Source organism: Odoribacter splanchnicus DSM 20712 (assembly GCF_000190535.1).
GTDB lineage: Bacteria > Bacteroidota > Bacteroidia > Bacteroidales > Marinifilaceae > Odoribacter > Odoribacter splanchnicus.
Window position 1 is genome coordinate 1,321,891 of record NC_015160.1, and the last position, 23,393, is coordinate 1,345,283.

Annotated in this window: 20 protein-coding genes and 2 pseudogenes; 9 read left to right on the forward strand and 13 right to left on the reverse strand. The window is 45.4% G+C overall.

The features are described from left to right. Positions 1–74: 74 nt before the first annotated feature. On the reverse strand, positions 75–1,550 hold the full coding sequence (gene proS, locus ODOSP_RS05525) for a proline--tRNA ligase (RefSeq protein WP_013611398.1): 1,476 nt from the start codon (positions 1,548–1,550) through the stop codon (positions 75–77). Positions 1,551–1,728: 178 nt separating this feature from the next. Here proS and ODOSP_RS05535 point away from each other — a divergent pair, with 178 nt between their 5' ends. From ODOSP_RS05535 to ODOSP_RS05555, 5 genes are all read left to right on the forward strand, one after another. Further along, positions 1,729–3,405: a hypothetical protein gene (locus tag ODOSP_RS05535; RefSeq protein ID WP_013611399.1), complete on the forward strand. Its 1,677-nt coding sequence runs from the start codon at positions 1,729–1,731 to the stop codon at positions 3,403–3,405. Positions 3,406–3,422: 17 nt separating this feature from the next. Further along, positions 3,423–4,913, forward strand: a complete 1,491-nt coding sequence (locus ODOSP_RS05540) for an OmpP1/FadL family transporter (RefSeq protein ID WP_013611400.1) — start codon at positions 3,423–3,425, stop codon at positions 4,911–4,913. 416 nt (positions 4,914–5,329) lie between these two features. Beyond that, a complete protein-coding gene (locus tag ODOSP_RS05545) occupies positions 5,330–6,262 on the forward strand; it encodes a DMT family transporter (protein WP_013611401.1) in 933 nt (310 codons plus the stop codon). Between the two features lie 374 nt (positions 6,263–6,636). Continuing rightward, on the forward strand, positions 6,637–7,968 hold the full coding sequence (gene miaB, locus ODOSP_RS05550) for a tRNA (N6-isopentenyl adenosine(37)-C2)-methylthiotransferase MiaB (protein WP_013611402.1): 1,332 nt from the start codon (positions 6,637–6,639) through the stop codon (positions 7,966–7,968). Positions 7,969–7,976: 8 nt separating this feature from the next. After that, entirely contained in the window at positions 7,977–8,531 is a 555-nt protein-coding gene (locus ODOSP_RS05555; RefSeq protein ID WP_013611403.1) for an RNA methyltransferase, read from the forward strand. A 114-nt stretch (positions 8,532–8,645) separates the two neighbouring features. On the opposite strand, the gene folP is transcribed toward ODOSP_RS05555, so the two are convergent. Next, positions 8,646–9,428, reverse strand: coding sequence for a dihydropteroate synthase (gene folP / locus ODOSP_RS05560; RefSeq protein ID WP_083813776.1), 783 nt, complete (start codon positions 9,426–9,428; stop codon positions 8,646–8,648). A 256-nt stretch (positions 9,429–9,684) separates the two neighbouring features. Between folP and ODOSP_RS05565 the strand changes: the two genes are divergently transcribed. From ODOSP_RS05565 to tpiA, 3 genes are read left to right on the forward strand one after another with little or no spacing between them, the layout of a single operon-like run. Beyond that, positions 9,685–10,236, forward strand: coding sequence for a DUF1599 domain-containing protein (locus ODOSP_RS05565; RefSeq protein WP_013611405.1), 552 nt, complete (start codon positions 9,685–9,687; stop codon positions 10,234–10,236). A gap of 13 nt (positions 10,237–10,249) precedes the next feature. Further along, positions 10,250–11,497 carry a BT_3928 family protein gene (locus ODOSP_RS05570; protein ID WP_013611406.1) on the forward strand — a complete coding sequence of 416 codons (1,248 nt, stop codon included), beginning with the start codon at positions 10,250–10,252 and terminating at the stop codon, positions 11,495–11,497. Positions 11,498–11,552: 55 nt separating this feature from the next. After that, positions 11,553–12,320, forward strand: a complete 768-nt coding sequence (tpiA, locus tag ODOSP_RS05575) for a triose-phosphate isomerase (protein WP_013611407.1) — start codon at positions 11,553–11,555, stop codon at positions 12,318–12,320. A gap of 169 nt (positions 12,321–12,489) precedes the next feature. Here tpiA and ODOSP_RS05580 read toward each other — a convergent pair whose 3' ends face one another. The 7 genes from ODOSP_RS05580 to porT all read right to left on the reverse strand — a co-directional run bounded on the left by ODOSP_RS05580 (position 12,490) and on the right by porT (position 19,166). After that, positions 12,490–14,400, reverse strand: coding sequence for a dipeptidyl-peptidase 3 family protein (locus ODOSP_RS05580; protein WP_013611408.1), 1,911 nt, complete (start codon positions 14,398–14,400; stop codon positions 12,490–12,492). Between the two features lie 19 nt (positions 14,401–14,419). Beyond that, positions 14,420–15,148, reverse strand: a complete 729-nt coding sequence (locus tag ODOSP_RS05585; protein WP_013611409.1) for a hypothetical protein — start codon at positions 15,146–15,148, stop codon at positions 14,420–14,422. Between the two features lie 19 nt (positions 15,149–15,167). Continuing rightward, positions 15,168–15,839, reverse strand: coding sequence for a TrmH family RNA methyltransferase (locus tag ODOSP_RS05590; protein ID WP_013611410.1), 672 nt, complete (start codon positions 15,837–15,839; stop codon positions 15,168–15,170). 17 nt (positions 15,840–15,856) lie between these two features. Next, positions 15,857–16,411, reverse strand: a complete 555-nt coding sequence (locus ODOSP_RS05595) for an NUDIX hydrolase (protein WP_041557211.1) — start codon at positions 16,409–16,411, stop codon at positions 15,857–15,859. Between the two features lie 66 nt (positions 16,412–16,477). Then, positions 16,478–16,747 carry an HU family DNA-binding protein gene (locus tag ODOSP_RS05600; protein WP_013611412.1) on the reverse strand — a complete coding sequence of 90 codons (270 nt, stop codon included), beginning with the start codon at positions 16,745–16,747 and terminating at the stop codon, positions 16,478–16,480. 127 nt (positions 16,748–16,874) lie between these two features. After that, positions 16,875–18,416 carry an NAD(P)/FAD-dependent oxidoreductase gene (locus ODOSP_RS05605; protein ID WP_013611413.1) on the reverse strand — a complete coding sequence of 514 codons (1,542 nt, stop codon included), beginning with the start codon at positions 18,414–18,416 and terminating at the stop codon, positions 16,875–16,877. A gap of 27 nt (positions 18,417–18,443) precedes the next feature. After that, entirely contained in the window at positions 18,444–19,166 is a 723-nt protein-coding gene (porT, locus tag ODOSP_RS05610; RefSeq protein WP_013611414.1) for a type IX secretion/gliding motility protein PorT/SprT, read from the reverse strand. Positions 19,167–19,277: 111 nt separating this feature from the next. Between porT and ODOSP_RS05615 the strand changes: the two genes are divergently transcribed. Beyond that, positions 19,278–20,033 carry an SDR family NAD(P)-dependent oxidoreductase gene (locus ODOSP_RS05615; protein WP_013611415.1) on the forward strand — a complete coding sequence of 252 codons (756 nt, stop codon included), beginning with the start codon at positions 19,278–19,280 and terminating at the stop codon, positions 20,031–20,033. Between the two features lie 22 nt (positions 20,034–20,055). Here the strand turns inward: ODOSP_RS05615 and ODOSP_RS05620 are convergent, their stop codons facing one another. The 4 genes and pseudogenes from ODOSP_RS05620 to ODOSP_RS05635 form a co-directional block, all read right to left on the reverse strand. Further along, positions 20,056–20,463, reverse strand: coding sequence for a hypothetical protein (locus tag ODOSP_RS05620; RefSeq protein ID WP_041556448.1), 408 nt, complete (start codon positions 20,461–20,463; stop codon positions 20,056–20,058). Between the two features lie 230 nt (positions 20,464–20,693). Beyond that, positions 20,694–21,779: pseudogene (locus ODOSP_RS05625) on the reverse strand (DNA polymerase III subunit gamma/tau); the annotation flags it as partial. Between the two features lie 231 nt (positions 21,780–22,010). Next, entirely contained in the window at positions 22,011–23,072 is a 1,062-nt protein-coding gene (locus ODOSP_RS05630) for an alpha/beta hydrolase (RefSeq protein ID WP_013611417.1), read from the reverse strand. A gap of 118 nt (positions 23,073–23,190) precedes the next feature. Further along, positions 23,191–23,388, reverse strand: a pseudogene (locus ODOSP_RS05635) (hypothetical protein); the annotation flags it as partial. Positions 23,389–23,393 lie beyond the last annotated feature (5 nt).

Consider the following 23,393-nt stretch of genomic DNA (forward strand, 5'->3'; position numbering starts at 1 on the left):
AAAGCTAAAAGTAAAAAGCTATAAGCTAAAAACAGCAAACTTACCTGCCAGCTTTTAGCTTTTTACATATTACATTAATAGGCTTTCGCAATCAACACTCTCCGATGAGACGGTTTACCGGTCACCATATCTTTTCCTTCTTCTTCAGGGCTATCGAAAGGAATACAACGGATCGTCGCTTTGGTATCGGCTTTTATCTTTTCTTCAGTTTCTGCAGTACCATCCCAATGACAAAGGAAAAATCCGCCTTTACTTTCCAGCAGATTTTTAAATTCATCGTACGAATCCACTTTAGTGATCATACTATTACGGAAATCCAATGCTTTCTTATAAATATTTTCCTGGATATCCTCTAACAATTTTTCTATATGTCCGACAATACCCTCCAAAGGCAAAGTTTCTTTCGTCAAAGTATCGCGGCGAGCCACTTCGATGGTACCGTTTTCCAAATCCCGTTCTCCCATCGCTAAACGCACAGGCACACCTTTCAATTCGTAATCGGCAAATTTCCAACCCGGTTTCTGGGTATCGCGATCGTCATATTTTACGGAGATTCCTTTAGCTCTCAGTTTTTCGATCAGCCCCTGTACTTTATCGCTGATTTTTTTCAATCCTTCGGCCCCTTTATAGATCGGCACGATAACCACCTGCAAAGGTGCTAATTTCGGAGGCAATACCAAACCGTTATCATCCGAATGAGCCATGATCAGGGCACCCATCAAACGGGTCGATACCCCCCACGAAGTTGCCCACACGTATTCGAGTTTTCCCTCAGCATTGGTGAACTGTACATCGAAAGCTTTGGCAAAATTCTGTCCGAGGAAGTGCGAAGTTCCGGCTTGTAAAGCTTTTCCATCCTGCATCAGAGCTTCGATCGTAAAGGTTTCCAGGGCACCTGCAAACCGCTCGCTCTCACTCTTCGAGCCCATAATGACGGGAACAGCCATCCAATTTTGTGCAAAATCGGCATACACCCTCACCATCTTATTGGCCTCTTCCAACGCCTCTTCTTTCGTAGCATGGGCTGTATGTCCTTCCTGCCACAAAAATTCAGCCGTACGCAAAAACATCCGGGTACGCATTTCCCAACGCATCACATTAGCCCACTGATTACACAAAATCGGCAGATCCCGATAGGATTGTATCCAGTTTTTATAAGTATTCCAGATGATGGTCTCCGAAGTCGGACGAATGATATACTCTTCTTCCAATTTTGCTGCCGGATCGACAACAACTCCTCCTCCGTTCGGGTCATTTTTCAAGCGATAATGCGTCACAACAGCACATTCTTTTGCAAACCCCTCGACATGATCGGCTTCCTTAGAGAAAAAAGATTTGGGAATCAACAACGGGAAATAAGCATTGACATGCCCTGTTTGTTTAAACATATCGTCCAACTGACGCTGGATCTTCTCCCAGATCGCATATCCGTAAGGCTTGATCACCATACATCCTCTCACTACGGATTGTTCGGCCAAACCGGCTTTTACCACTAATTCATTATACCATTGTGAGTAATCTTCGCTTCTTGATGTTAAAAACTTGCCCATCTTCTTATTATTTGATAAAACGGGAGCAAATTTAAAGAAAAAAATAGTAGATGTGACCGAATTTGATTATTTTTATTCCATGATCGGCAACAGGTTAAAAAAGAATTATAAAAACAATAGCAAATTTTTTCTTGGTATACTTTTTGATATTAATAATAAAACGAATAAATAAAACAACATGAAATTTTCTTTATACATAGCAGGTCTTGCTTTTATAATAGTATCCTGTTCCACTACCCGGAATTTCAGCTCTATCATGGAGGACGATATCTATTACGTCCCCGGGAAAAAAGCGCTGGCTATCCGGGAAGTAGAAAATCTTACCGGACATGATATCGGGACCGAACAACCGGTCGATCCGACTGTCTTAGCCGGGGAAATCTCCCGTTCAGCAGGTAGCAGTACACCTCCTGCCACCTTCTCGAGTAGTAACAACACGAAGATCAATGCCCGTAGCGGGCAATTGGAGCAAGTGAATATCCAAAGCTTGACCCGGGAAGCAGAAGAGAAGCTTGCCAACAATGAAGAGATCGATATGACCTTGTACGAAAATACCGGATACTGGATCGGAGGCTACCGGGGCCCGGCCAGCGATTTGGCAGAAATACAACGGATCATCAACATGTATCCCGAAGGATTCGCCAATTTCAGCAATGGGCAGGAAATAGCCCTCAACCTTTCGTTCGATTCGGATTGGAATGTCTATACAGATAACGGACGTTACTGGTGGTTTCCGTCCAATACGAATATCAATTTATATTCTTCCCTGCTTTTCGGTACTTATCCGAAATATATCTGGACCATCGTATGGAACAATCCCCGCTTCGACAGTTGGGCTTTCGACGCTACTTTCAACAACCGTTTCAACTGGAGTCTGAATCTGGGCTGGGGCGGTCCGGGCTGGAGCATCGGATTCGGATGGAATTCAGGTTGGTACGATCCTTGGTACGGAGGTTGGTACGATCCCTGGTATCGCCCCTGGTACGGTGGTTACTATCCGGGATGGGGTTATCCACACTGGCATCACCCACATTGGGGACATCCCGGTTGGGATTATCCGCACTGGGGCGGTGGAAGCGGTCATTATCCCAACAGGCCCAACCGGCCTCATTGGGCAGGACAACGGCCTGGATTCGGAGGCGGAGTAAGCGGCATACGCCCAAACGGAAATCGGCCCAACAGCAACAATGGGTTGAACCGCCCGAACAGCACCCGTCCGGGTACAGGAAGTGCGTTACGCCCGGGCACCAGCAACTCTTTACGGCCAGGAACAGGAACAACCACCCGTCCGGGCAGTTCAACCGGAACGATTAACCGTCCGGGCACAACACGCCCCAATACTTCCGGTATCAACCGGCCGACAGGTACGACACGTCCGAATACGACAACTACCCGTCCAGGAACGATCACCCGGCCGAATACAGGCTCGAATATACGCCGGGGAACCAATACGTCCAGTCCCTCACAAGGGGGAACACGTCCGGTAACCCGGCCGTCGACAACCACCCGGCCGTCGACAACGACGAATCGCCCGACAACGACAACGCGGCCATCAACGACGACTAACCGGCCATCTACCACAACCCGGCCTTCAACCACTACGAACAACCGGTATACCCGTCCGTCCGGTAGCGGTTCAGGTAATGTAAAAACTTATAATCGTCCTCAAAATAGTTACAGACCGACTTATAATAACAACAGTTCTTCGAATTATGTTCCCCGGAGATCTTCATCGGCCTCCCGGAGTTCGGGTAGCAGCTATTCGCCTTCCCGGAGTTCAGGCAGTAGTTACAGCCCTTCCCGGAGTTCGGGTGGTTCCTCCCGGGGCACAGTAAATCGTCCAACTAGAAGATAAACTTAAACCAGTACATCATGAAAAAAGTAATCATATTATCCGTTCTTCTGGGATTCACATTTGCTTCACAAGCCCAGACTTTCGAGGATGCCGTACAATTTTCAAGGATACAGAACTGGGGAACAGCCCGTTCGGCAGGTATGGCGGGTGCCTTCGGAGCTTTGGGGGGTGATCTGTCAACCCTAAGTTCCAACCCGGCCGGTATCGGCGTTTTCAGGAAATCGGAAATCTCCATTACGCCCAGTTTAAATTTTGCCAACACCAAGGCTACCGACTATAGTCCTAAAGATAATTCTTTCCAATTGGGAGATCTGGGAGCTGTATTCGCTTTTTATTCTCCCAACTTCGACTGGAAAGGCATCAATTTCGGTATCAATTATACCAATTTGAATAATTTCAACCGAAAAACCGATCAGGTGATCTGGAACTCCTCCACCTCTTTGCTGGACGTATTAGCCGCAAGCAGCGGAAATTATCCCTCCGATGAATTGAATTCTTTCCGCAACTATCTGGCTTATCAATGTTACCTGATCAACCGGAACAAGGATGAAGAAGATCCTAATTTCGGCTACTATCACTCTATCTTCCATAATGGAGAAATTGTGGCCCAGACCAAACGCATGAAAGAAGACGGTAACCAGGGAGAATATGCTTTTTCTTTCGGTACCAATTATAAAGACAAATTGTACCTGGGATTGACCATCGGTATTCAGTCCATCTGGTATAAAATGCATTCCGGGTATACGGAAGCTCCCTCCGAAAATTCACCCAGTGGATTAGATTATTATACTTATTATGAATATAAGAAAATGAATGGAGTGGGTACCAATCTGAAATTCGGTGTAATTTATCGTCCTATCCCGGAAATCCGGTTAGGAGCTGCCATCCATACCCCGACCTGGTACAATATGAATTACAGCATGGCCACTTCGATATACTCGTCTTTCTATACGTCACAAGATCCGTCAAATGGCAGAGAGGGCTACGAGTTCGATTTTTACAGTCCGGACTATTCGATAGACTTTAATATGCGTACCCCCTGGCGGGCTATGTTAAGCATGGCCACGGTACTCAACCAAAAGGCTATCGTCAGTGTCGATTACGAATATGTCAATTACCAGAATGCCAATATCAGCGAGATTGAAGACGATTATAACGGTTCTATGGAACAAACCACCAACCAGGACATCGAAGATTATCTTCGTGCTACCCATAATTTCAGGGTTGGTGCCGAATATCGTTTCAACAGTCTGTTCAGCCTGCGGGCCGGTTATGCATTCTGGGATTCCCCCTACCACAACGAAACTCATAAAAATTATAACCGCATTCAGGCTTTTACTGCAGGAGCCGGCCTCAATTTCGGTATGTTCTATTGTGATGCAGCATTTATTCATAAGTTCTCGGAGAATGAAACCGTATTTTATTCCTACTACGACATTCAAGCCGAACCTGTAAAAAACAAATACCTAAGTAATGAAGCCCGAATCACGTTGGGAATCAGATTCTAAAAACAAGATCAAAGCGCTTTTAAGCAACAAGGGTTACAGCGGTTAGAATCAACATCTGTAACCCTCGGTATTTTCGATACCGCCTGGAAGCTAAACAGGGACAATATTCCTTTCGAAGGTTTTGCAATACCGAATAATTATTACCAGGGAGATTAATTGCTTCCTTTTAATACTAAAAACGGACGTTTTTTAGCTGTCGACTATCATGGATTTCTCCATGCATTCGAAAAGGGTCGCCTACCCTCTGCTTCCCGGTCGTTAATTGTTTTGATTCGTTGCTCGTCGGAAAAAGAAATTATGAAGGTTTACTCCGGACCTTTATAACTCCTGTAACTCTAATTTCCTCAATAAATTTTGGCTGTTGTACTGATCAGATAACTAAAAATGAATTATTTTTGGCGTCAAAATTCAATTTTATGAACGTAAAAGCCAAGGGATATATTTTAGGTGCCGTTGCTGCGGCCACTTACGGGATGAATCCGTTATTTGCCTTGCCGTTGTATAAAGCAGGTATGAATCCGGATTCGGTTCTTTTTTTCCGTTATCTTTTTGCCATACCCGTGTTGGGGATGATGATCGTGGCAAGGGGGAGAAGTTTTAAGCTGAAACGTAAAGAAGTGTTGCCCTTGATCATAATGGGATTACTGGTAGCCCTTTCCTCGCTGGCATTGTTTCAGAGTTACAATTATATGGATGTCGGTATTGCCTCCACTTTGTTGTTTGTCTATCCTATCCTGGTTGCATTGATCATGTGGATCGCATTTAAAGAAAAATTAACCTTACCGACAGTATTATGTATCTTACTGGCCTTGGGAGGTATCGGCCTGCTATATAAAAGCGGTGACGGTAGCACACTTAATCTGACAGGAATTATTTTGGTGATGATTTCTGCCCTATCCTATGCTATTTATATTGTAGGAGTGAACCAGTCGACCCTGAAGAATTTAGCGACGCTTTCGTTGACTTTCTATGTTTTACTCTTTGGATTAGTCTTATTTTTGGTCCGGGTCGATTTCGGCCAAAGTCTTCGTGTGGCTGAAACCTGGTATTTGTGGGGTAACCTGATCGCTTTAGCTATTTTTCCAACGGCGATTTCATTTCTTTGTACTACCCAGGCCATACAATATATCGGTTCCACCCCTACAGCTATCTTGGGGGCTTTAGAGCCTTTGACCGCTGTCTTCTTCGGAGTAGTCGTTTTCGGAGAATCCCTGACACTACGGTTGAGTTGCGGTATGTTGATGATTATTCTCGCAGTCACTCTGATTATTGCAGGAGGAAATATTACCATTTATCTGGTGCGTTTCAGGAAATTATTTCCCAGACTCCCGATCAAAAGAAAAAAATGATTTTTAATAACACGAACAGTGACCGAAAATCACAAACACGTCTTCCATAGACTGTATGTTTTGTGGGAAGTATGCAGTCTATAAAGACATAAATAAGATAAATTCGTATCTTTGTATCGTTAACCACGCACGGCAAACGTATCCATATGGTGCAGTTGACCATTGAGTTGATAATGAATCAAACGATGAAAACTAACCATATAATATATACGTTTTCTATCCATCCCACAAATTTAAACGAATTATTCTCCCGCGCTAGTCATTCAACCATAAAATTTATGAATCAGACAGCTCTTCCATTTGAAAATATTACTTTTGCGGTAGATTAAAAACAATAGGACGATCTATTCGGAGAGAAAGAAACAACAAAAATTATGGTAAAAAAATTTTATATAGAAACCTATGGTTGCCAGATGAATGTGGCTGATAGCGAAGTTGTAGCAGCCATTCTGACCGCCGCCGGCTTCGAACATACAACCGATAAGAACGAAGCGGATGTCATTCTGGTGAATACTTGTTCTGTACGGGAAAATGCCGAACAAAGGGTAAGAGGCCGGGTACAGGGATTCTCGGAAATCCGGAAACGCAACCCTCACCTCCTGGTAGGCGTGATGGGTTGTATGGCCGAACGCCTGGGGGCGAAACTCTTCGAAGAAGAGAAAAATGTCAATATCGTCGTCGGTCCCGATGCTTATATGGACCTGCCTCTATTGATCGAACAGGCAGCACAAGGCAAAAAAGCCATCAATATCGAACTTTCTACCACCGAGACTTATAAAGACATTTGCCCCTCGCGCATAGACGAGACGGCGATTTCGGGCTTCGTATCTATCATGCGGGGATGTAACAATTTTTGTACGTACTGTATTGTCCCGTATACCCGTGGACGGGAACGCAGCCGGAGTCCGCACAGTATCGTCGGCGAGGTGATCGATTTGCAACGCCGGGGATACAAAGAAGTCACTTTATTGGGACAAAACGTCAATTCCTATCTTTATAAAGACGAACAAACGAGGGTCGACTTTCCGGCTCTTCTGGAATTAGTAGCCCGTACGGTCCCGGATATGCGGATTCGTTTCGCCACCTCACATCCCAAAGACATGAGCGATAAAACCCTGGAAACGATCGCCCGTTGGCCCAATATCTGCAAAGCCATTCACCTGCCGGTACAATCGGGAAGTAATTCTGTCCTGAAAGATATGAACCGCAAATATACACGGGAATGGTATCTCGACCGGATCGCTGCCATTCGCCGCATCGTCCCCGATTGCGGCATCTCGACAGATGTATTTGTGGGCTTCCATAACGAAAGCGAAGAAGATTACCGGCAAACACTGGAATTGATGCGGGAAGTGGGGTTCGATCTGGCATATATGTTCAAATATTCGGAACGCCCCGGTACCCAAGCTTCCAAAAGCCTCCCGGATAACATCGACGAAACCACGAAAGGCAGGCGTCTGCAGGAACTGATCGACCTGCAAACCGGATGGTCGCTGGAAAGTAACCGCCGCGATATCGGTAAAACTTTCGAAGTATTGGTAGAAGGCGTATCTAAAAAGAGCTCCGACGAGATGTTCGGACGGAGTAGTCAGAATAAAGTAATCGTTTTTCCGGCTAAAAATATTCCGATCGGTTCTTTGATTCAGGTTAAAATCAAGGATTGTACTTCCGCCACACTCATCGGAGAAATTGCCAACACACAATAAGAGACGCCATGACGAACTTTCGAAAATTACAAAACGAAGAATTGAACCGGATCAGTACCGAAGCCTTCAAAAAAGCTCCCAAGCTCCCGGTGGTCATCCTATTGGATCATGTCCGCAGTCAGAATAATGTAGGTTCGGTCTTCCGAACCTCCGATGCTTTCCGCATCGAAAAAATCTTTCTCTGCGGTATCACCTCCACTCCGGAAAACAGGGAAGTGCATAAAACTGCCCTGGGAGCCGAAGATGCGGTCGATTGGGAATATGTCAAAGATACCACAGAAGCGGTCGATCGGTTGAAAAAGGAAGGTTATCGGATTTTTGCCATCGAACAAGCCGAAAATACCACTTCGCTGGAAAACTTTTCTCTGTCACCCGGTCAGAAATATGCGCTGATCTTCGGGAATGAGGTCAAGGGAGTGCAACAAGAGGTAATCGATCTGTCCGACGGTTGTATAGAGATTCCCCAATTCGGGACGAAACACTCTTTCAATATCTCGGTGACTGTCGGGATCGTCCTTTGGCAAATCATCGCTCCTCTTCTGGGAACCCTGAAAACCGATTAAAAGCCCCAAAGGCTGACCGGCGAAGTCACACACTTCGGTCCTGAACCCGAACTTTAACTCCGCCGGTCTTCCGATCGGTTTCTGCAAGGAAAGCCAGTTACCAAAAATGGGGCATTACATTTCTCCGGACAATGCCTTGAAGATCTTTACCGCTTCACAAGCTTCTCTGACATCGTGCACCCTTAAAATATTCGCTCCTTTCAGTAAAGAGACCGTATTCAACACAGCGGTACCGTTCAATGCTTCTGCCGGTGAATTACCCAGCAATTTGTAAATCATCGATTTTCTGGAAATTCCGACCAACAGGGGATAACCGAGGTCCTGAAAATGCTCCAACCCATTCATCAGCTCATAGTTGTGTGCCAAAGTCTTACCGAAACCGAAGCCGGGATCCAGAATAATATTATCAAAACCTTCGGCATTCAGGCAAGCGATCCGATCTGTCAGAAATTTCCTTACTTCTTTTACGATACTTTCATAATGAGGATTTTTCTGCATCGTCTGTGGAGTCCCCTGGATATGCATCATGATGTAAGGCACACCGGTCCGGGCCACATAATCAAACATCCCCTCATCCATCGTTCCTCCCGAAATATCGTTCACGATAACAGGTCCCTGAGCAGCGACGATTTCTTCGGCTACTTTTGCCCGGAAAGTATCGATCGAAACGATCGCCTCCGGATAATGTTTCCGAATCAGTTCCACCGCCTGCAACAAACGTCTGATTTCTTCCCGATCGTCTACATAATCGGCTCCGGAACGGGTAGAATAAGCCCCGACATCGATCATGTCCGCCCCTTCATCCATAATCTGATGAATGCGTTCGACAATTTTTACCTCACTCAGGTATCTTCCACCATCATAAAAAGAGTCTGGAGTTACATTCAGTATCCCCATCACTGCCGGAACAGTAAAATCCAATTCCTGATTTCCTAACTTTATTGTTTTCAATGCTTTCAATTTATTATAGTTCTTTTTTCTTTTCCATCTTTCTTTCTAATCCTCAATCTTTCACCTCAATCTTTTTTACTTCTCAAATCTATTCATTAATTTTACACGTTCAAAATAATAACAAATTTATCGTACCGTTTTTATTTTGTCTGTAAAGTCTATAAACCCGATTTTATCGGTACGTTTTTAATTATTTAACACTATGCCTGAAACAGCTCAAGAATACGATATAGTGATCGGAACATGCAGCGATATCTTTACCAAAAAGATGCACGACTATGGAATGGCCTGGAGAATTTTACGGCCGACATCGATCACCGACCAAATATTTATTAAAGCCAACCGGATCCGGAGTATCGAAGAAAAAGGGGTCTGCAAAATCAACGAAGGGATTGTCCCTGAATTTATCGGTATCGTCAATTACTCCATCATGGGGCTGATTCAGCTGGAATTAGGACCGGGAGAAGATATCCCGACCGATCAGCAACGGATTTCCCAATTATATGAAAACTATTTTCAAAAAGCCAAAGCCCTGATGCTGGATAAAAATCACGATTACGGTGAAGCGTGGCGAAGTATGCGGACCAGTTCTTATACCGACCTGATCCTGATGAAAATCAACCGTACGAAACAGATCGAAGATAATCAGGGCAACACCTTAATTTCGGAAGGCATCGACGCAAACTATTACGATATGATCAATTATGCCGTATTCGCTTTGATCCGGCTGACTGTAGAAAATGTCAATCTATAATAAACACAACCATATGAAATTATTGAGAAATATCTGCCGTATTTTAGTCGGTATTGTATTTATTTATTCTGGTTTTGTAAAAGGAGTGGACCCGCTCGGTTCAGACTACAAGTTCACCGATTATTTCAATGCTTTCGGCATGAGTTGGATGGGATTCAGTACCCTGTTTTTCTCCTTCTTGCTCTCTATGGCAGAATTTCTTATCGGTATCTGTCTGTTCCTGAATATCAAGATAAAAACAGCTGCCTGGGGAGCCATTTTGTTTATGGGATTTTTTACTCCTCTCACCCTGATCCTGGCTATCAAGAATCCGGTCACAGACTGCGGATGTTTCGGGGATGCCCTGATCTTAACCAATTGGGAAACTTTCTGGAAAAATATCATTCTGCTGGCGATGACATTAGTTATCTTTTACACAAGAGATAAGTATAAACCGATTTTCAACTTTCTGGAACAAACTGTGGTTTTAGTGGGGACGGTTATTTTCATGTTCTGTGTACAATGGTACTCTTTCCGTCACCTGCCTATCGTGGATTTCCGTCCCTATGCTATCGGTAAAAATATCTCCGAGGGTATGGCCATCCCCGACGGAGCTCCGCATGACGAATATGCGATTACGCTCAAATACAAAAACAAACAGACAGGAGAAGTAAAAGACTTTACAGAAGAAAACTATCCCTGGCAAGATACCGTAAACTGGGAATATGTCAGCTCGGATCAGAAACTGATCAAAGAAGGATATAAAGCTCCGATTCATGATTTCGTCATCGAACATCCGGAATTGGGAGACATCACCCAGGAAGTATTAGAAGATAATGGATATACCTTTTTGGTTATCGCTTACAACATCAATAAAACCGATCCTGAAAATCAGGAAAAATTGAACCGACTGGCAGCATATGCCAAAGATAAAGGTTACCGGTTTTATGGTTTGAGTGCTTCTGCCGCCGATGATATCCGGAAATATACCGAAGCTCATCAGGTAAATTATGATTATTGTTCAACCGATGAAATACAGTTGAAAACGATCGTACGCTCGAACCCCGGCTTGATCCTTTTACGTCAGGGGACTATCCTCGACAAATGGGGCCACCGGGATCTGCCGGAAGTGGAGGAATTACAGAACAAAGACTTAGCTTCCTATTGCCTGCAAGAACAACAGGCTATCACAGACAGATATCTGATCTACAGCCTGATTATGCTCTATATCGCCTGCATATTTCTCTATATAATCCGGAAATATAAAAGGATGATAAAATAAAGAAAGAAATCAAACTGACAATTAAAGAATATAAAGCAATTTAAAACAACGAATCATGAGAAAAAAAATTGTTGCCGGTAACTGGAAAATGAACAAAACCCTGCAGGAAGGGATTGAACTGGCTAAAGAGGTAAACAGCAAAGTAAAAGCTGCTAATGCAAAGGATGTGAAGGTCATCATCGGTACCCCTTTCATTCATCTGGCCGAAGTAAGTAAAATGGTAGATCCTGCAGTCATTGCCGTATCTGCACAAAACTGCGCTACAGAAGTCTCCGGAGCATATACCGGTGAAGTATCCGCAGCTATGGTGGCCTCTACCGGAAGCCGGTATGTCATTCTCGGTCACTCTGAAAGAAGAAGCTATTACGGAGAAACCGATGAAATCCTGGTTAAGAAGGTACAACGTGCCCTGGAAAATAACCTGGATGTCATTTTCTGCGTCGGAGAAGTTTTAGCCGAGAGGGAAGCCGGCAAACATTTCGAAGTAGTAAAATCTCAATTGGTAAACGGTTTATTCAACCTCTCTGCCGATCAGTTCGCACACATCGTCGTAGCTTACGAACCGGTATGGGCTATCGGTACCGGCAAAACAGCCACCTCTGCACAAGCTGAGGAAATGCATGCCTTTATCCGTAAAACCATCGCCGACAAATATGGTAAAGAAGTAGCTGACAACACCTCGATCTTATACGGCGGAAGCTGCAACCCCAAAAATGCCGACGAACTATTCTGTCAGGCAGACGTCGACGGTGGCCTTATCGGCGGAGCTTCCCTGAAAGCCGACGACTTTATGGCTATCATTACGGCACGGCAGAAGCATTAAAAAAGCTAAAGGCAAGGAAGCTAAAGGCTAAAGGCGAAGAAGCATTAAAAAAGCTAAAGGCGAAGAAGCTTAAGGCTAAAGGCGAAGAAGCATTAAAAGCTATAGACAAAAGGTAAGAAAACCCAAAGCCTATAGCTTTTTTGCTTTTAGCCTATAGCCTTTCATCCTTTTACCTTTTTTCCCCATACCCCATCATCTGTCCCAGAAAGTCGTCGGGATAAGTGATTCCGACATCGATAATTTTTCCATCTTGTTCGACGAGGCGATATTCAGGGTTGATAAAACCGGCATATGGAGCCACTCCCAAAGCTTCGTAACGGGTCAACACTTCACGGTGTAACCGACGGTCGACGTTTACTCCGTAGGTCTCGATCAATTTCCGGGCTCCCTCGAAATCTCCTTCCGATTTGATCCGCTGTACTTCTCCCAGCAATTGCCCGAAAAGTACTCTTAAAGCATCGAAATCACGAATGATAAAATAGGTCTTACCTGCCCTTTGCACTTTCTCTATTACATTCGCTTCTTTCCCCTGTTCATAAGCCCAGGCGGCTATCGTCTGGCGGTTACGCATGTGGGATTCCTCAAGCCGGTCTCCGAATTTAATGCGGGTGAGTTGTACCAGTAAACCGTTCCGGATATAGCTGTTGTATTCCGCTTTAGCCACTTCCAACGAAGGGATAATTCCCAGTTCGACCAATTTGGGATCCATGATATAATAGAGGGCGAACAAATCCGCCCGGGCTTCTTCTATCGTAGAATAATAATTACGCAATGCTTCGGTAGTCACACCCGGCAACATTTTTCCCGACCCATGACCCAGACATTCGTGAAGATCGGTATGCACATTACTCCCGATAGTTCCCCATTCACGAGCCAAACGAATTTCTTCGTCCGAACCGGCAAACTCGTCGATCATCCCGGAAGATTTAGCTGCCATATCATAGGCATAAGTGATATTGTCCAAAGTCACCGATTTACTTCCGTAGCGTTCGCGGATCCATTCGGCATTGGGCAAATTGATCCCTATCGGAGTAGCCGGATGACAATCTCCGCCAAGCATAGCCACCTGCATAACACGAGCAGTGATGCCTTTCACTTCTTGTTTCTTAAATTCTTCGCGAATAGGGGCATGCTGTTCGAACCACAGTGCCTCTCCGGCCAGTTTACGGGTGCGTTCTCCGGCTTCCTGATCGACGATCTCCACCACCGATTCCCAACTGGCCTTATAAGCCAGAGGATCCCCGTATACCTCTATAAACCCGTTGATAAAATCGACCGGGGCCTGATCCTCTTTCAACCATTCGATCGAATACCGGTCAAAAAGTTTTAAATCTCCCGTTTTATAGTAATCGATCAATAACCGAATTACTTTCTGCTGCTGTTCGTTATAAGCATAGGGTATCGCTTTTTCAAGCCATGCTACGACCCGGGCCAATTCCTGACCGTACTTTCCTCCTATTTTCCAGACTGCTTCCCGGATTACCCCTTCCTCTTTGACCAGGGTCGAATTCAATCCCCGGGATACCGGACAGGAATCCTCTTCACCGGAAGTGCGGTAAAATTCTTCGACTTCCCGCTGGGTTACATTCATATAATAATTATTAGCCGAAGCCCGGATCAAATCTTTCCCTTCGTCCAAAACCACCCGCTTGGCCATATAACCGGAGTCGAACATAACTCGTTCCAATTCGGGAAACACCTCCGGAATACCGATCGACGCCAACAATTCCTGAAAATAAGTCTTAGAAAAACCAGGGATAAACTTATCCATAGAATAGTGATGATGGATGCCATTGGCAAAGAACACCTTCTTCGTATAAATCAGAAAACGCCCGAACTCATCGGTATTCCGATCCCCGGGATATTCCCGGACAATCCGTTCCAGAATCTTCCGGATACGCAAATTATACCGGTTATTCTGATCCCATAGTATATCCCGGCCTGCCAAAGCAGCCTGACTCAGGTAATAGACAAAGATCTTTTCCCGTAATGGAAGTTGCCCGAAAGCCGGTACCTGATACCGGAGAATTTTTATATCGTCGAATTGTTCTGTTAAAAAATTAAATTTATCTTCTTCCATCTGTCTTGTATATGTTGAATTAATTGGTCAGATTCTCTTCATACCACCACTCTTCCTTTTTTAAAACCAGAGCATCACAGGAAGCATCGGGCCCATAAAACATAAAATAGCCTTCATATTTCGGATCTGTAGGAGCAAGATGATCGAAAAGGATACGTTTTCCGTTTTTATCTTGTTTCAAAAGCATACTCGCATCCAGCGCATATTCAAAGGTCAGAGAAGCACTTCTGCTCTCTCCTTTTCTCAAAAGAGGATGATTATAAGTGACCGTTCCGTCGGGATGGAAACAGGCCACCCATACCGCTTTCCGGTTGGTATTCCGGGTTTTCGACCATCCCAGCAAAAGTACATACCCCTGCTTCTGATGTTCGAAAGGGACAAAATCATAAAACAACCAAGCCATCCGATCTCCGGGCAACGCTTTGATCAGGTAACTCCGCTCCGGATTTTTAAAGCGGAATAAATTATAAAAGGCCTGCCCTTCGCGCAGAGGTACGGCCCAGGAAAACAACTCGATCCCTGCATCGTCCGATCTCTTATACCCCAAATATTTCACAGGCTTTTCAGTCCGATAACTACCGAAAGCCGAAGACCGTATAAAATATTCGATCTCGCCGGCATATTCCAAGCGTACCGAATCTTCGGTCGCCGTCTTGATTTTTTCCAAGCAGATGACAACACTATCCATTTGTGCCCGCACCGGCCCTCCGGCCCCCAATAGTACCCCCAGAATCCAAAACCATTTCATACCCCGAAGTTTTCTGTTCCTATTCTTCATTGAATCTTTCCAGAATTTCGCCGGAAGCTTTGATGGCATTTTTATACCATTTGAATAAGATTTCATCCTTCGCCCGATCGGATAAATGCCAGTCGATACCGCTCCCGCGCAAACGACGGGTAACACTGTACATCGTAATAGCCGCACAAACACTCACGTTCAGACTTTCGGTAAACCCATACATCGGTATTTTTACAAATTCGTCTGCCTGTCCGATAACCAAATCGGACAAACCGGTTAATTCTGTCCCGAAGAAAAAAGCCATTTTCCCTTTTTCCAAATCGATATCGTCGACAAAAATATCGTTGGCATGGGGAGTCGTAGCCAGGATACGATAACCTTCGGCCCTCAACTGATCGATCGTAGCCTGGGTATTGTTTTCCAGTTCTTTATGCCGGTGAATAGACAGCCAATCCCGCGCACCCTGCGAAACTGTGGAAGTCATATCGTATGAATTCCGGTTTTCGATCAGGTGGACATGTTGTATCCCATAACAATCGGCCGAGCGCATCACCGCACTTTGATTATGTGATTGAAATAAATCTTCTAACACAACCGTTACATAATCGGTCCGCTCCTGTATCAACCGATCGAACAGAGCATTTTTTTCATCGACAACAAAATCCCGTAAATATTCTACTTGTTCTTTGATGGATTTCATAATAAACACAACAAGATTCAACGATTCTCAGCAAAATACTTCCAAAGGGGAGCTGCGTGAGTCGCCTGTATGATTTCATTTTTCAGTAAGAGAGTTCTCACTTGTTCCGGCCTTAATACTTCCACCACAATGTCTTCGGTCGGTTCGAGATGCCTCTCCATCACCTTCTCCACTCCGGTAGCCAAGAAACAATAAGTCAGGTTATTATGCGTTCCGGGATTCGCACTTATGATCATGTAGCTCTGCCATTCTCCGTTTCCGAAACCGGTTTCTTCGAGTAATTCCCGTTTGGCTGCTTCTAAAGGACTGGCATCTGTAGGATCTACAACCCCGGCACACAATTCATAATCAACCCGTCCGATTCCGTGCCGGTATTGTCTTTCCATGATCATCCCCCCTTCCTTAGTAAGAGCGATCACACAAATCCAGGCCGGATATTCCAATACATAATAAGTAGGAATGACATTACCGTTCGGCAATTGCACTTCATCCCGGCGGGCTGTAAACCAGGGTTCTCTGGCGATATACTCCGAACGGAGTACCTTCCAATTCTCTATTTTCTGTTTTTCCATATACAATCCCATACAAAAGAAGGGGTGCTTTTTCGAAACACCCCTTCTTTTATCTTAATTTCCTGATCAGAATTTTTCTGCCAATTCAGCGCCTGCTTTGAATTTAACAACTTTCTTAGCCGGAATAGTAATCGTTTTGCCAGTCTGTGGGTTTCTACCGCTTCTAGCACTTCTTTCAGATACAGAAAAAGAACCGAATCCGATCAATGCCACTTTATCACCACCTTTCAGTGCTTCACCAACTGTTTCTACGAAAGCTTCCAGAGCTTTTTTAGAATCTGCTTTTGTTAAACCTGCCTTTTCAGCAATAGCGTCGATTAATTGAGCTTTATTCATAATATTAATTTTTAGGGTTAGAATTTTAAACCTCTCTCTAAAGGCAAATGTAGCAATTTTATTGAGGATGTCAATACTTTTCAAAAAAAAAATCCATTTTTTTCAAAAAAAATAACAGGCTTTCTGCTCAGAAGATATTTTCGGCACATTTTTCGCCATCCATGGCTGCCGAAATGATTCCTCCGGCGTATCCAGCCCCCTCACCACAAGGATATAACCCTCGTATCTCGGGATGCATCAGCTGCTCATTGCGCGGAATTCTCAACGGAGAAGAGGTACGGGTTTCTACCCCCAGCAAAAGTGCCCGTTCGGATACGAATCCTTTGGCCCGTTGTCCGAAATATTGCAGTCCGGCCGCCAAACGCCGATAAACGATCCGGGGCAACCATTCACTGATAGCAGAAGTATGTACTCCCGGTTTATAAGACGTCGCCGGCAAAGTGCTACTGTCCTTTCCGGCCAGGAAGTCGGTCAACCGCTGAGCAGGAGCGAAAAGCCCACCGCCCCCTTCCTCCCATGCCTGTCGTTCCAAGGCTTCCTGAAATACCATGCCGGCAAATAATCCCCGGTAATTCATACTTTCCAATTCGGCCGGGCCGATAGCTGTCACCATAGCTGAATTTGCCCAGGGGGTATTCCGGTAGGAGGAGGACATTCCATTGACGACCTGTTGGTTCGGCCCCGTTGCCGCAGGTACGATTACCCCACCCGGACACATACAAAAAGAATATACTCCCCGTCCGTCTATATTGGTGACAAAATTATATTCAGCAGCAGGTAACCATTTGCCTCTCCCTTCCGGGGTGTGGTATTGGATGCGATCGATCTCCTGCTGGGGATGCTCTAAACGCAATCCGACGGCAAAATCTTTCGGCTCCATCCGTACCGCCTGCCTTTGCAACATCCGATAAATATCCCGGGCCGAATGGCCGGTAGCTAATATGACATGACGGCTCGCAATTTCCTGTCCTCCGGCAATCACTCCCTGTATACTGTTTTCACGGATTATCAGACCGGTCACCCGGCAACCGAAACGAATTTCTCCTCCCTGTTTTTGAATAGTTTTACGGATATTGACGATCACTCCGGGTAATTTGTCGGTTCCGACATGCGGATGGGCTTCGACCAGAATAGCAGGATTGGCTCCATGATAGACCAAAATTTCCATAACCCGGCGTACATCTCCCCTTTTCTTCGAACGGGTATAGAGTTTTCCATCGGAAAAAGTCCCGGCTCCTCCTTCCCCGAAACCGAAATTAGAATCCTCATCTACCATCCCGGTCTTATATAAACCATTCAGATCCTTTTTCCGGTCTTCGACAGCCTTTCCCCTTTCCAGTACCAAAGGACGGAAACCACGTTCGATCAAACGCAAAGCTGCGAATAAACCTGCAGGCCCTGCACCGACCACGACCACCGTTTCTCTGTCGGACACATCCCGGTAGGCCGGAACGAAAACCTTTTCTTTCTCCTCGATACGGTCGATATGAAGTCCGGCGACCAGGTTGAACATCACTTCTTTTTGCCGGGCATCGATCGACTTACGGACAATATCTACCCGGCAGATCCGTTCTGCACCGACTCCTGCAACCCGGGCAGCGATTTGCCGCAATGTTTCCTCCACACCTGCCTGTTCTGGCTTTATTCTGATCTGAATTTCTGTATACATATCTCTGATAAATAAGAATGCTGAATATCATTCAAAATTAAAACAAATCGTGAAAATCCGGGCACGTAGTTTACTTAAAGATTGTGTATAATCCTCATATCCCGGATTTTTGGGATCAGGCCGATGTACCAATACATCCGTCAATCCCAATGAAAAACGCAACTCTATTCCAAATTTGAAATAAGGCAGGTAAAAATCCGAACCAGCTCCCATTTCCAGAAAAACATCCCCTCTACGGGTTCGGAAATAAACCGACTTGTCCGGATCGATCTTATCGTGTTTTTGAAAATCGAATTTATAACTGCTTCCTGCAGTAATAAAGGGACGGAAATTATTAATCCGCTTGGCCTTGTATTTCAACATCAACGGCAAAGAGACATAAACCGACTCATTATAAGCATATTGTTTGTTATTTTCAACCTCCGGCACCTGCGTATACACCAGCGAACAGGTAGCGAATTCCAGTCCCGGCAAAAATCTCAGCCCCCAATCATCACCTAATCTCAGTTCAGAAACAATACCCACCAGAAATCCGACATCCAGTTTGCCCGATTCCGCCCTCCATCCATTGGCTCCCGACAAGACGGCTTTATAGTCCATATAATTGATCCCGAGGCTAAAACCGAAATGTAATACGGTCCGGTCACCCCGCTGATAATTCAACAGACTGGTATTCCGCATTATTTTCTGGGCCTGCACGCAACAGGATAAGGATAGGAATAGGATTATATAGAACGCTTTATTCAACATACGGAACGAAAGTAGTTATTTTGATTCTTTTCAACAAATCTTGTCCGATTTTAAAGCTAAAAATTGTAAGTTTGTGAATCATTCGGATAATCATTTTACAATACGATAAAGATGAATAAAATAGCATTAATCACCGGAGCTACTTCCGGTATCGGCCAGGCAACAGCTTTAAAAGCTGCGGAAGCCGGATTCGATGTAATCATTACAGGCCGGAGAAACGACCGTTTACAAGAACTGGCTGAAAGTATCTGCCAGAAAGGAGCCGATGTACTCCCCTTAGCCTTCGATATCCGTCAGTCCGGAGAAGTCGAGACAGCCATTCGAAATCTCGGGGGGAAATGGAGGGATATCTCTGTATTGGTCAATAATGCCGGTTTGGCAGTGGGAGTCGCTCCCATCCAGGAGGGTGTCCTCGACGATTGGGAAAGAATGATCGATACCAATGTAAAGGGCCTGTTATACATCACCCGTGCTGTAGCCCCCCTGATGATCGCCCGGAATACGGGTCACATCGTGAATCTGGCCTCCATCGCCGGAAAAGAAGTATATCCCGGAGGAAACGTATATTGTGCAACCAAACATGCTGTGGATGCCTTGTCCAGGGCTATGCGGACAGATATGCTGAAACATCATATTAAAGTAACCAATATCGCCCCGGGAATGGTAGAAACCGAATTTTCCATCGTGCGCTACAAAGGAGATAAAGAGGCTGCCGACAAAGTATATCAGGGCATGACTCCGTTGACCAACGAGGATATTGCCGAGACCATCATTTTCGCTATCACCCGTCCGGCCCACGTCTGCCTGAACGACATCGTCATCATGCCTACCGCCCAAGCCAACTCCAGAGACGTAGATAGAAAGTAAAAGGTTAAGCCTTTTACTTTTTTTAATCGAGCTCCAACCCGAATATCGATTTCAGGTCTGCAACGACGGGATTGAGTTCTATAAAATGCCGGAATTTTTCTCCGGCAGTGAATAATTTTTTTTCTTCTGTCGAATTCTGATCGTCGAATAACTTAAATGACAAGGTGATAAAGCCATTGTTCAACAATTTCATCAGTACATTCCGGAGATGCATTTTTAAAGCTTCGAGCTTATCTTGTTGCAACTGGTTATCTACTGCTAAAACAATATTTTCACCGTCGATCTCCGGCCGATGGGTCTTGAGAGCTATGGCAACCGTCGGTTCAGGACGATGATCTTGTATATAACGCTCCAGGGCAGCCACGACCTTCCTTTCGTCGATCACATCACGGGCTTCTACTTTGAATTGTTGCACCTCTGTTTTCTGCACTTTGACGACAGGCTGGGTTTGGCTGATTTGCCTCAGGGAATCCTTTATTTTAAAAGAAGCATCGGGGCGGTGACGGTCATTTTCAGCAAAATGCCTGACCGGTTTAGGAGTAGCGACAGCCTGTCCCCCTTCTGAAGCATTAGCTGCCGTCTGAAATTTACCCGCAAAACCTTCTATTTTCAGGAGAAAACCGACCTCAGAAGCCCTCAGATTTTTTTTTTTAGCTCATTGATCTGGCAGAGTTTGATCAATGCCAATTCGATGCACAGCCGCTTTTCCATGCGTACTTTGTATTGCATTTCACATTGTTCAACGATCTTCAAAGCTTCGTATAGAAAATCTACCTGACAATCCGCCGCCTGTTTGGCATAGCGTGCTTTTATTCCCGCACTGACCTCCAGTAATTGGACGGTTGCCGGATCTTTAGAAACCAATACATCCCTGAAATGCTTTCCTAAGCCGGCAATCAGATTTCCGCCATCGAATCCTTTTCCGATGATCTCGTTGAAAAGTAAAAAGGCTTCCCCCACTTTTCCGGCATTGAACAAATCGGTCAAACGGAAATAATAATCGTAATCGAGCACGTTCAGGTTTTCGATGACCTTTTCGTAAGTCAGGTTTTTGCCACAAAAACTGACCACCTGATCGAAAATAGAGAGCGCATCACGCATAGCTCCGTCGGCTTTCTGAGCGATCACGTCCAAAGCGGCTTCCTCGGCTGTAATCCCCTCCTTTGCCGAAATATACTTCAGATGCTCGACAGTATCTCCCACTTTCATCCGATTAAAATCATAGATCTGACAACGGGACAATATCGTGGGTAATATTTTATGTTTTTCTGTGGTAGCTAAAATAAAAATAGCATGTGCAGGCGGCTCTTCCAATGTCTTCAGGAAAGCATTGAAAGCCGAAGTACTGAGCATATGCACTTCGTCGATGATGTATACGCTGTATTTCCCTACCTGAGGCAAAATCCTCACCTGCTCTACCAATCCGCGGATATCGTCCACGCTGTTATTGGAAGCGGCATCCAATTCGTGAATATTCAACGAACGCCCGGCATTGAAAGCCTTACAGGATTCGCATTCGTTACAAGGCTCTGCATTGGGCTGCAGATTCAGGCAATTGATCGTTTTCGCAAAAATACGGGCACAAGTCGTCTTACCGACCCCTCTGGGACCGGTAAACAGATAGGCCTGAGCCAACTGATGGTTCACAATGGCATTCCGCAAAGTGGAAGTAATAGCCAACTGCCCCACCACCGTATCGAAACTTGCAGGCCTGTATTTTCGCGCCGAAACAATAAAATTTTCCATAAACAATCAACAATATACCCAAATAACGGATTCACTCCGTCCGGGCTGTAAAAATAGTAAGCTTTCGGCGTATTCGCAAATTCTCCACCCATTTTTGTGGATTTTCTCACCGGAAAAAATACCTGCCGCCATCATCGGGGCAGCAGGTATTTTTAATTTCATTACAATAAAAGGCTGCACCTCGGCATAATCATCCGAATAAGCCCGGTACTTCTGCTCCCGGTTTGTAATTCATTTTAAGTATTCATCGAAAAATTCCTCCAGTTTGTCGAACGGAATAATGTCCGTCCGGTCATACAAATCCGTATGCACGGCTCCGGGAATAATCATCAGTTCCTTGTTGTCACCCTTCAGCTTCCTGAAGGCATCCTCGCTAAAATAACGGGAGTGGGCTTTTTCGCCATGAATGAGTAGCACGGCACTGCGGATTTCATCGGCATACGCAAGTATAGGAGCATTGACAAAAGCCAGTGAGGAGGTCTTGTTCCATCCCAGACCGGAGTTGATGGAACGGGGATGATAGCCTCGTTCGGTCTTGTAATAGTCATAATAATCTTTCATGAACTGTGGTGCGTCGCCGGCAGGCTTAGGATTCATCACGGTGCGGGGATAAGTGCCGGTGCGATAATCTTCCGTACGCTGGGCATTGAACTCCTGACGCATTTTATAACGGGCGTCCGCATTGTCGGCAGCATCGAAATAACCGTTCGCCGTACAGCGGCTGATATCGTACATGGTGGAGGCCACGGTTGCCTTGATACGCGTATCGTTGGCTGCCGCATTGATGGCAAAACCTCCCCAGCCGCAGATGCCGATGATGCCGATACGCCCGGCATCCACATCCGGACGCGTCGCCAGGTAATCCACCGCTGCCGAAAAGTCTTCGGTATTGATGTCCGGCGAAGCCACACTGCGAGGTTGTCCGCCACTCTCACCTGTAAACGAGGGGTCGAAAGCAATCGTGAGGAAACCCCGTTCGGCAAGTGTCTGAGCATACAGCCCCGACGATTGTTCCTTCACGGCACCGAACGGACCGCTGACAGCGATAGCCGGCAGTTCTCCCCCGGCGGTCGTTTTCGGTACATACAAGTCGGCAGCGAGCGTGATGCCGTAACGGTTGACAAAGGTTACTTTACTGTGGTTCACCTTATCGCTCTTCGGGAACGTTTTGTCCCATTCCTGTGTCAGTTTCAATTCTTCCATATTCCTGTTACTTTGAGTGTCCTGTGCCGGGCTTTCCGTCAAACCGGAGAGGCAGAGGAAAGCGGCCGTTAAAAAAGTTATCCGTTTCATAACCGATGTGATTTTAATAATTACTGTTTCTTGTTTTCTTTTCACATCGCAAAGTTACAGCGCCCAGCAAAGAGGCCCGGTAGATGGATTACAGATTGTATAACCCCAATTACAGAGGTTATCCCATACTTTTTTTATCCACCGTTCCCGTTTCAGACGGACAAGGAAAATCAGGCTTTTCGTTCCTGTCAATGTCACGGATATACCTTGCCGGTACGCCTCCTGCAACCGTATTGGCCGCCACATCTTTCGTCACCACCGATCCGGCGGCGATAATGGCATTGTCACCCACGGTCACCCCCCACAGGATGGTAAAAGTGT